The 9178-nt window shown below is 67.9% G+C and carries 6 protein-coding genes, 3 pseudogenes and 1 riboswitch; of the genes and pseudogenes, 4 read left to right on the top strand and 5 right to left on the bottom strand.

Annotation, left to right across the window (positions count from 1 at the left end):
* Positions 1-98 precede the first annotated feature (98 nt).
* Positions 99-311, top strand: a pseudogene (locus tag AB0I23_RS40565) (carboxymuconolactone decarboxylase family protein); the annotation flags it as partial.
* Positions 312-314: 3 nt separating this feature from the next.
* Here the strand turns inward: AB0I23_RS40565 and AB0I23_RS40560 are convergent.
* Positions 315-668: pseudogene (locus tag AB0I23_RS40560) on the bottom strand (GMC oxidoreductase); the annotation flags it as partial.
* A 160-nt stretch (positions 669-828) separates the two neighbouring features.
* Positions 829-1602: a transglycosylase SLT domain-containing protein gene (locus AB0I23_RS40555; protein WP_359118195.1), complete on the bottom strand. Its 774-nt coding sequence runs from the start codon at positions 1600-1602 to the stop codon at positions 829-831.
* 2 nt (positions 1603-1604) lie between these two features.
* Positions 1605-1792: riboswitch (cyclic di-AMP (ydaO/yuaA leader) on the bottom strand.
* A gap of 578 nt (positions 1793-2370) precedes the next feature.
* On the opposite strand from AB0I23_RS40555, the gene AB0I23_RS40550 reads away from it, so the two are divergent.
* Positions 2371-3324, top strand: a complete 954-nt coding sequence (locus AB0I23_RS40550) for a DUF5996 family protein (protein ID WP_359118193.1) — start codon at positions 2371-2373, stop codon at positions 3322-3324.
* Positions 3325-3591: 267 nt separating this feature from the next.
* Here the strand turns inward: AB0I23_RS40550 and AB0I23_RS40545 are convergent, their stop codons facing one another.
* Positions 3592-4821, bottom strand: coding sequence for an FUSC family protein (locus AB0I23_RS40545; protein WP_359118192.1), 1230 nt, complete (start codon positions 4819-4821; stop codon positions 3592-3594).
* Here AB0I23_RS40545 and AB0I23_RS40540 point away from each other — a divergent pair.
* Positions 4727-6178 (top strand): glycosyltransferase, encoded by a 1452-nt coding sequence (locus tag AB0I23_RS40540; protein WP_359118190.1) that lies wholly within the window; start codon positions 4727-4729, stop codon positions 6176-6178. The two genes, AB0I23_RS40545 and AB0I23_RS40540, sit on opposite strands and share 95 nt — an antisense overlap.
* Positions 6179-7204: 1026 nt before the next feature.
* Here the strand turns inward: AB0I23_RS40540 and AB0I23_RS40535 are convergent.
* Positions 7205-7648, bottom strand: a complete 444-nt coding sequence (locus tag AB0I23_RS40535) for a hypothetical protein (protein ID WP_359118197.1) — start codon at positions 7646-7648, stop codon at positions 7205-7207.
* A gap of 550 nt (positions 7649-8198) precedes the next feature.
* On the opposite strand from AB0I23_RS40535, the gene AB0I23_RS40530 reads away from it, so the two are divergent.
* The gene (locus AB0I23_RS40530) at positions 8199-8819 is read left to right on the top strand and encodes an L-threonylcarbamoyladenylate synthase (RefSeq protein ID WP_359118188.1); all 621 of its coding nucleotides are present in this window, start codon (positions 8199-8201) and stop codon (positions 8817-8819) included.
* A gap of 268 nt (positions 8820-9087) precedes the next feature.
* Here the strand turns inward: AB0I23_RS40530 and AB0I23_RS40525 are convergent.
* A pseudogene (locus tag AB0I23_RS40525) lies at positions 9088-9178 on the bottom strand (transglycosylase SLT domain-containing protein); the annotation flags it as partial.

Below are 9178 nucleotides of genomic sequence, written 5' to 3'. Positions count from 1 at the left end.
ATCGCCCTCGCCATGCTGAACCTCGGCGGCCACCGGCCCCACCTACCAGGCCGTCAAGCCACATGAACACACCCACGGAAGCGACAGGGGAGCCCGTTTTCGACGACCGGACCCGGTTGGCCGCCGAATGCGCCGAGCGGTACGCCCTGGATCACCACGACCTCGACGACGCGTTCCGGTCCCGGATGACCGCGCACTACAGCAGGCTCGAGATCGTGGAGCCGAGCATGAGCATCGGATCATGGCCGGCCTTCGGCCGGCTCAACCACGTGCTGGGCCTCGACACCGTGTGCGCGCTGCCCGGCCGTTGAGCATCACGGGTCGGTGGCGATGATCTTCTCGATGTTCCGTTCGGCGAGCGCGGTGACGGTGACGAACGGGTTGACGCCGGTGTTGCCGGGGATCAGCGAGCCGTCGATGACGTACAGGCCCAAGTAGCCGTGCAGGCGGCCGTAGTTGTCGGTGGCCCGGTTCAGCACCGCGCCGCCGAGCGGGTGGTACGTGAGGTGGTCGCCCCAGATCTTGCAGGTGCCGAAGAGATCGGTTCGGTAGATCGTCCCCTCCTTCTGGTTGATCCTGTCGAAGATCGTCCTGGCGGCGTCGATGGACGGCTGCTTCCAGGCGGTCTGCCGGTTCAGGTCGACCGTGCCCGTCGCGGCGTTCCAGGATCACCGTCTTGGTGGCCGTGGTGACACCGCCGGCGTCGATCTGGCCCCGAACGTCCTGTCCCGCCTGAATCGTCTCCCGCGCGCGGCACCGACGGGAACGGGCGGCGAGGCCCCCTCGCACCCTCGCCACCCGTCATCCCCGCACCAACGCAACCAGGCGTCAGTAGGCCCCGAACACGTTGTCGATCGAGCCGTACTTGGCGGCGGCGTAGTTGCACGCGGCCGTGATGTTGGCCACCGGATCGTAAGGATCCATCGACGTACCGGGCACGTGGTAGGCCCGGAACGTGGGGTCGATGACCTGCAGGAGCCCCTTGGAGGGCGTGCCGGCAGCGGCGTTCGAGTCCCAGTTGTTGATGGCCCGGGGGTTGCCCGAGGACTCACGCATGATGTTGCGGTGAATGCCGTTGTAGCTGCCGGGTATGCCGTGCTGGGCCATGACGGCCAGCGACTCCTTGATCCAGCCGTCGAGGTCGTTCGTGTACGTCACGGGCTTCACGGTGACGGCAGCGGCGTTGCTCGCGACCGCCGTGGACTGGGCTGCCGTGGACTGTGCCTTGGCACCGATGGTGAGCTGCTGGCCCGGGCGGATCACGCCGGGGTCGGCTCCGATGACCGCTCGATTGTCCTTGTACAGCTGCTGCCAGCCGCCGCTCACGGAATGGCTCAGGGCGATCGTGTAGAGGGAATCACCGGCGACCACGGAATAGGTGGAGGGGGTAGCCGCCCGCACGGCAGTCTGCTCGGCGGGGGCGGCAGCGGGCGCCACGGTCTTGGAGACGGCAACGGCGGTGACAGGCTGCGCCGGCGCTGCCGAGGCAACGGTCGCCCCGATCATCGGAAGCGCGAGAGCGGCTCCGCCCGTGCTCACGGCGATGAATCCGCGAGTCAGCGAACTGGACTTACGACGACGGTGGTTATCCATTGCGAGCATGGCGCATTCCTCTCCGTCGCCTACGAGGTCAGCTGTCGGGTTCAGGCTGGAGTTGCCTGGCCGTATGGGAATACGACTTCACCCCTAGCCGTTCCGGATAACGGAACGGCAACTTACCTGGGTCCCCCGCTCCTGCCGTAGGTGAGTGGTCGGGTTTCCGGACGGCGGCAGGATTCGGCGTTCCATCCGGATTGACGGTGACCGTAGGCGAGAAACTCCGACCCGAACAAGCCCCCATTTCTCGATCACAATTCATTTACAAGATCGATTCGCGGAAATCTCCGCAATCCACCCCGGCCCGCGAAGCCAACTTTCTTTGCACAGAAGGGAACCGGGCGGCGCGCCGCTGCGTCCGCGGGCCCGGAAGGTGACTCTCGCCACTCGGCCCGAAAAGGGCGATTTGCCCGGTGCGCGAGACCTCAGCCCCCCCGGGGGTGATGCATTCACGAGAAAAGCAAGCAACCCCTCTCAATCCCTAGAATTGCGAAATTTGGGACATTTTGACATCAGTGGACAGACAGCCGACGGGGCTCCGACTCGTCGGGAAGGGCATCTCCGTGCAGGCGATCAGGAGCGGCCGCGCGTCACGCGCCTGCGCCGGCTGCGGCGCACGAGTGGCCGCCCACCGGCCGGGTCACAAAGGTTCACACGAACGACGCCACAGCGGCCGCAGGAGGTGCCGTACGCCCTGGGCACGGCCATGATGGTGCGGAAGAACGCCCTGCCCGCCCGCCGGGACCGTCCGGCAGCACGAGAGAAGTGATGGCGATGGAGCCGTTCCCGCCCATGCCGCTCGCCGAGTGGCGTGACACCAAAGAGACACTCCACCGCTTCGCGCAGGTCGTCGGAAAGATCCGTCTCGCGGCCAGTGTCCGGCGCAATCACTGGTGGAACGTTCCGTTTCACCTCACTGGACGCGGTATCACCACCCGCCCCATGGGACAGATCGACGGCAACCCGATTTTCACGATCGACTTCGACTTCGTCAGCCATCGGCTCGTCGTCACAAGACTGGACGGCACGACGGTCTCGTTCCCGCTTTCGGGCCAATCCGTGGCGTCCTTCCACAAGAAGGTCATGTGCGCCCTGGGAGCGCTGGGCATCGAGGTGGATATCAACTCGCCCAAGCCATTCGATCTGCCCGACGCCGACCGGCCGTTCGCCGAGGACACCCAGCACGCGGCATACGATCCCGAACAGGCCAACCGATATTGGCAGGTCCTCAGTCAAGTGGCGCTGGTACTGGAGGAATTCGCGGCGCGGTTTTCAGGGAAAGTCAGCCCCGTGCACCATTTCTGGCACACCTTCGATATCGCTCACACCCGCTTTTCGGAGCGTCAGATCGACCAGCCGCAGCAGATCGACCCGGTGACGCGCGAGGCGTACTCCCGGGAGGTGATCAGCTTCGGTTTCTGGTTCGGTGACGACAAGTTCGCCGCGCCCGCGTTCTACTCGTACACCGCTCCCGAACCGGCGGGGCTGGCGGAGGAACCGCTCACTCCGGCGTCCGCGCAATGGGTGGATCGTGGCGGCAGCCACCTGGCGGTGCTGCCGTACGACACGGCCCGCGCCGAGAGCGATCCCCGTGCGGCCGTACTCACCTTCTACGAAAGCGCCTATCAGGCCGGAGCGGGGCGCGCCGGTTGGGACATCGAGCGTCTCGCCTGTCCCGGCGGGATGACCGATCCACATCTGAGGTCTCGTACGTCTCACGAGGGATGAGGAGCGCAGGTTCAGTGCAGGTGCCGCTCTCCGTCCGGGGGACCTTGACCTGCGGATCCCGGCCCGGCGCTCCGAGGCTTCCGGTTCTCCTCCTGCATCGCAAGGCCGGCCTGCCTGGTGCGCCTGCGTCGACGGGCCGTGCCGGACTCCGGGCGCCGCTCGAAGGTGTGAAGTGCCCGACCGGCGCGGGACGTTCGCGTGCGCCGACGGCAGCAGGGCCGGAACGGACGGGAGTCGCGGGGAGCGCGGGGTACCGTCGGCTCGCCCTCACCTTTCCGGGACTGTCGGCTGCGTGGTCCGGGAACTGCCGAGCCGTCTCCGCATTACGGCGAGCCAGGGATGGCGTTCATGCAGTTCAGCGGAGTGGCGGTCGAGTTCCTCGCCGAGGCGTTCGGCGCGTTTGTCGATGTCCAGCTCATCCAGAATGCGGTCGATCTCGGCAAGCAGCGCACCGTGCAGTTGCCACTGTCGGGGGTGCTCCTGGACGTCCTCAAGCAGGAGATCGGCCACCACGTCCCGCGTGGCGCGGCTGGCGGCCAGTGCGGCGGCAAGCTGCGACTCCGCCTCCTCGGCGTTGGTGGACACCGGGGTGGTGATCAGCGTGGAGAAGCTCTCGATGGCGTCGGCCATCTGCGCGAAGAGTTCCCGGAGCGAGGCGGCCACGTCCTCCGGGAACATGGTTTCCTCGGTCCGGGTCTTGGCCAGGTCCGTCAGCGTGCGGGACAGCACGCGGAGTACGACGGCACAGATCTCCAGCGTGTCGAGTCCGGTACGCAGAACGATGCGGTACAGAAGACCCTGACGGACTCGGGGGTTGAGCATCAGGCTCTCCTCGGCCTGCCGCAGCGAGGCGTCGACGGCCACGATGTCGTGGTCCAGCCTGCGGGCGTCGTGCAGTCTGGTCGCCGCCTGCCGGACAGAGATGTGGCCGCCGATCTCCTCACCCATGGTCCGGAACATCTGTCCCATCTCCCGCGCCAGTTCGTCGATGGACACGCCTGCGTTCTGCACCCAGACGGGCGGCGCGAAGAGCAGGTTGAACAACAGGCCGACGCCCGCGCCGATCAGGGTCTCGAGAATGCGGTCCCATGCGGTGGCGGCGAGCTGGGAGACGCCGAGGACGAGCATCGCGCTGATGGCCACCTCGGGAACGAACTCGTCCACCCGCACCATCCGTCCGATGATCAGCGAGCTGAAGATCGTCAGACCCAGGCTCCACCAGCTCAGACCCACCAGGGTGCTGAAGCCGATGGCGATGAGCACCCCGACGACGACGGAGTTGACGCGCCGGATGCCCGTGGTGAGTGTTGCGTACAGGGTGACCTGGACGACGAGGAGCGCGGTCAGGGGAGCCGTCAGCGGTGCAGGCTGCGGAAGGGTCCACACCGCGACGACATAGGCGATGACCGCGGCCGCCGTCGAACGCAGGGTCTGCGCGGCGACAGGCTCGGTGGTCTGCCGTACAAGCTTGATCACAGGTGCGGATAGTTCAGGCATTTCACTCTCCTTCCCTCGTGCGACTGCTTGCAGCACCACGAATCCACCGGACGGGTTGTGCGTGGGCCCCGTCGGTGGGTCCGTAGCGCTTCCCGGGATCGGAGGGCGGGCGGCGAGGCAGGAGGGCGGCGGAGTGCCCGAAGTCGGCGCAATGCGGTCCTGCGGGGTGAGGCGCCGATCCCTAGGCTCGTGCCATGCGTGTACTTTTCGCCTCGACCAGCGGATCTGGCCACTTCAACCCTCTTGTCCCCTTCATCGACGCCTGTGCGGCGCGTGGGGACGATGTCCTCGTCGTCGCTCCGCCGAAGCTCGAACCGTTACTGGCGGCCCGGGAACAGCCCTACCGCATCGGCGGGGAGCCGCCCGAGGCCGAGCTCGTGCCGCTGATGATGCGCGTGCTGGGGCTGCCTGCGGACGAGGGCGTGTCCCTGATGACCAGGGAGGTGTTCGGCAGGCTGTGCACCCCGCCATGTTGCCGACGTTGGAGGATCTCTGCCGGGAATGGAGGCCCGATCTCGTCGTGCACGAGATGTACGAGCTCGCGTCGGTGGTGGCAGCCGAGCGCCACGGTGTCCCGCATGCCCAGGTCGCCGTCTCTGCCGCGCAGTTCGCCGAGTCCACCGACGAACTGCTCCGCCCCATACTCGATTCGTACGGTGCGGGCATCGCGGAACGGCTCCGTGCGTCCCCCTATCTGACCCGGCTCCCCGCTTCCCTGGACCCCTCGCCGTACGCGGTGACCCGGCGCTATCACCAGCCACCCGCCCCGAGCGCTCTGCCGGACCGGTGGGACGGCAGCGAAGAACCGCTCGTCTACGTCACGCTCGGTACCGAGGTGGGCGGCATGCCGAACGCCTCCGCCCTGTACCGGGCGGTGCTGGCGTCCGTGAGCGGGCTGCCGGCACGCGTCCTGCTGACCACGGGGCCCCTCACCGATGTGTCGGACTTCGGGCCGGTCCCCCGCACGGTCCATGTGGAGAGATGGGTCCCCCAGGCCGACGTGCTGGGCAGCGCCTCCCTCGTGCTCTGCCACGGCGGTTCGGGCACGGTCTACAGCGCCCTCGACGCCGGTGTCCCGCTGGTCTGCGTGCCTCTCTTCGCCGATCAGCCGACGAACGCCGGGCTGGTCACCGGGGCGGGCGCAGGTCTGACCGTCACGGCGGACGAACCGGGGCAGGGGCCGGCCGGGTTCGGTCCGGACGGTGTCGCCCGCCTTCGGGCAGCCGTCGAACTCGTGCTCAGGGAACCGTCGTACCGGGCGGGTGCCGAGCGCCTGGCGGCCGAGATGCGTGCCACGCCGACAGCCGGCGAACTGCTCGACAGTCTCGGGGCCGCTCCGGCGCCCGGTCTTCGCTGAGAACGGGGCAGGGAACGAGCGACAGTCCATGCCGGAACCAGGCCACGGGCCCCCGGGCTGCGGCACGGCCGGCCCGGTGTCGGCAACGTACAGGAAACACAACGACGATGCGGTGCACGACCTCTGCTGCGCGGCGCCGGGCGGCTCCTCGTCGGAATACAGGATCGAGTCCGCCGGCCTGCGCGGCAGCCACGTGAGTTGACGGCCTTCGGACGGCGACAGCCCACCGAGCATCCGTCGTTCGTTGTCGAGATGCTCCGCGAACACGGTGTCCACCGTCGTGAGGCCCTCGTCCGTGAGACGCGAGTAGTCGATCCCCAGCGGCTCCCCGGCAACCAGCGGGCCGTGGTCGTATCCCTCGATCAAGCATTCCGCAAGACTGTCACTGCGGGGACCTGAGCCGTGTTGCCCGACGATCCACCGCGCAACGCGGTCGCCGACCCGGGTGAAGCGCCGCATCTCGTCCGCCGGAACCACGGACATGCCTCACCTCGCGCGTGCCGGTTTCGGCCGCTGAGCCGGAGAGCCGGCCATTCGGTACGCAGGGCGGCCGCGGTGCCGGTCCGGGCGTCCGTCCGGCAGGGAGCATCGCACCCACCGTAGCGATGACCGGTCCGCCCAGGATCAGCGGAACGAGGACGGGCAGGTGGGACCTGTGCGGAGTTGGGCTGGGCAGTGATGCCGTAGGGCAGCAGAGTCGCGTCGAGCTCGGGAGGCCCATCTGCCGTCAGTGATCTCAAGCTTGTCGACCTGCCCCCAACGCTGTCGCGGCCGACGATCGTCATGGGCGGCAGCTGATAGCCGACCGGCATGCGGCTGCTGTTCGCGCCGACATGCGGCTGCAGCGAAAGGACGGGCTACGGGCCGGCGCCGGCCGTCACGCCGGAGACGTGCGCGGTGGCCGACCTGTGCGCTCGTGACCTTGCTCCCGTCGAACCGCGCCGTCAGATGAGCGCCGAGCCGTCCGTCGAAGCTCTGGCCGAACGACACCTGGGACATCTGGAGGACATGCAGGTGAGAACCTCCTCATGAGGGAGGCCGGTTCTCCTCGCCGGAGCCTCGAAGGTCGCCCATGGCCTCGGCGTAGTAGATCGACCCGGTCAGGTGGAAGGCGAGCTGGCGGAAGGTCCAGCCGTCGCCCGGGGAGTGGTCGAGCTGTTCCGGTGTCAGGGAGTTGAGACGGTCCATCCAGATCCGGGTGAGCCGGGTGAGGCGGCTGCGCGCCTCGTCGAGGTCTTCCTCGGTGAACGGGGCACGATCCGCCTCGGTCGTGGACATCGAGGCGTGCCAGTGGTCGGTCTGCGGCTCCTCGCCGGCCAAGCGGGCCTCCAACTCCGCGAGGTGGTCGATCAGATGGTCGGCGACGCGGCGGATGGACTTGTGCGGGGTATAGACACGGTCGTCGATCCGTGCGGGCGTCCCGTCCCAGGCCGTCCAGGTCTCCGCGAAGGCCAGGAAGCGGTCCATCATGGCGGCGATCAGCTCGGCCGGGTCACGGTCATCGGTGGCCGGGCTGTCGTCGTCGGTCCCGTCCACAGCCGGTACAGGGATCAACTGCGGCTCGGCAAGGGTGGCGGGGACATCGGCATACTGATGGAATTCGTGCGCGGAGGAGGTCATGCCGCCACCGTAGACACGGAAGAGTTCGGCAGCCGCCGAACCATGCCCCGGGGCAGGGCGGTCGTACGTCCGCGCTCGGCTCTTCGCCCGACTCGCCAGGCTGCTCGTCGGCCCGACGCCGACGGTCCGACGCCGACGGCCCGTACTTCCACCCAGTCGGCAGCGGCCGCTGATTGCCGTACGCCGCCGGGTGTTGACGGGACAACACGCGGGATCCTCATCCCACCTGGAACACATTGACGGTGTCGCCGTCAAGGGTGAGCCGACGACCTGGTCGGCTCACCTCCGCAGGCGCCGGCAGGCGGCTGCGGCGCAGGTACGCGCGTGCACCCGTCGGCGGAGCGCCGGCCGCTGTCGGATGGCGAGCGTAAGCCTGGCCTGAATCACATAAGCTCGAAGGATGGCGAAGTACTTCGACGTACACCCCGAAAATCCTCAGCGGCGCACCATCAGCACGGTGGCTGACACCATCCGCTCCGGTGCGCTCGTCGCGTACCCGACGGACTCCTGCTACGCACTGGGATGCCAGCTGGGCAACCGTGACGGCATCGGCCGGATCCGTTCGATCCGGAACCTCGACGATCGTCACCACTTCACCCTGGTGTGTCAGGACTTCGCGCAGCTGGGTCAGTTCGTACACGTCGACAACGACGTGTTCCGCGCGATCAAGGCAGCCACGCCCGGGAGCTACACCTTCATCCTCCCGGCGACGAAGGAGGTTCCGCGTCAGCTGCTGCACCCGAAGAAGAAGACGGTCGGGGTCCGCATTCCCGATCATGTGGTTACCCAGGCGCTGGTCTCCGAGCTCGGTGAGCCGCTGCTCTCCAGCACCCTGCTCCTGCCCGACGAGGACGAGCCGATGACGCAGGGCTGGGAGATCAAGGAGCGACTCGACCACGAGGTGGACGCGGTGGTCGACTCGGGTGACTGCGGCACCGAACCGACGACGGTCATCGACTTCTCCGAAGGCGAAGCCACGATCGTGCGCCGAGGAGCAGGCGACACCAGACGGTTCGAATAGCACTACACCGACGGCATCACCACGTGCGAGGCATGGGATCGCGCGCCCTGCCTCGGATGCCACGTGGTCGGTCTCCACGCGCTCAGCTGTCTCCACCCTCAGGGTCCGGGCCCAGGGGCGTGCGTGGACCGGGATGAATCCGCCTGCCGAGCGGGCCTGTTCGAGGGCGGGGAGCCCGGGAAGGCTCATGCTTACGTCTCGGTCACGACGTCGGGCCGGGCCCTGGGCATGTTCTGGCCGGGTTCGGCCCCACCACCGACACGTCCGGTCAGTAGGCCGAGTGGACGTTGTCGATCGAGCCGTAGCGGTGGGCGGCGTAGTTGGCCGCGGCGGTGATGTTGGCGACCGGGTCGTAGATG

Origin of the sequence: Streptomyces atratus (assembly GCF_040655115.1) — a bacterium.
GTDB classification, from domain to species: Bacteria; Actinomycetota; Actinomycetes; order Streptomycetales; family Streptomycetaceae; genus Streptomyces; species Streptomyces atratus_D.
Note: the sequence above shows the minus strand (reverse complement) of the source record. Positions and strands in the feature narration are given on the sequence as shown.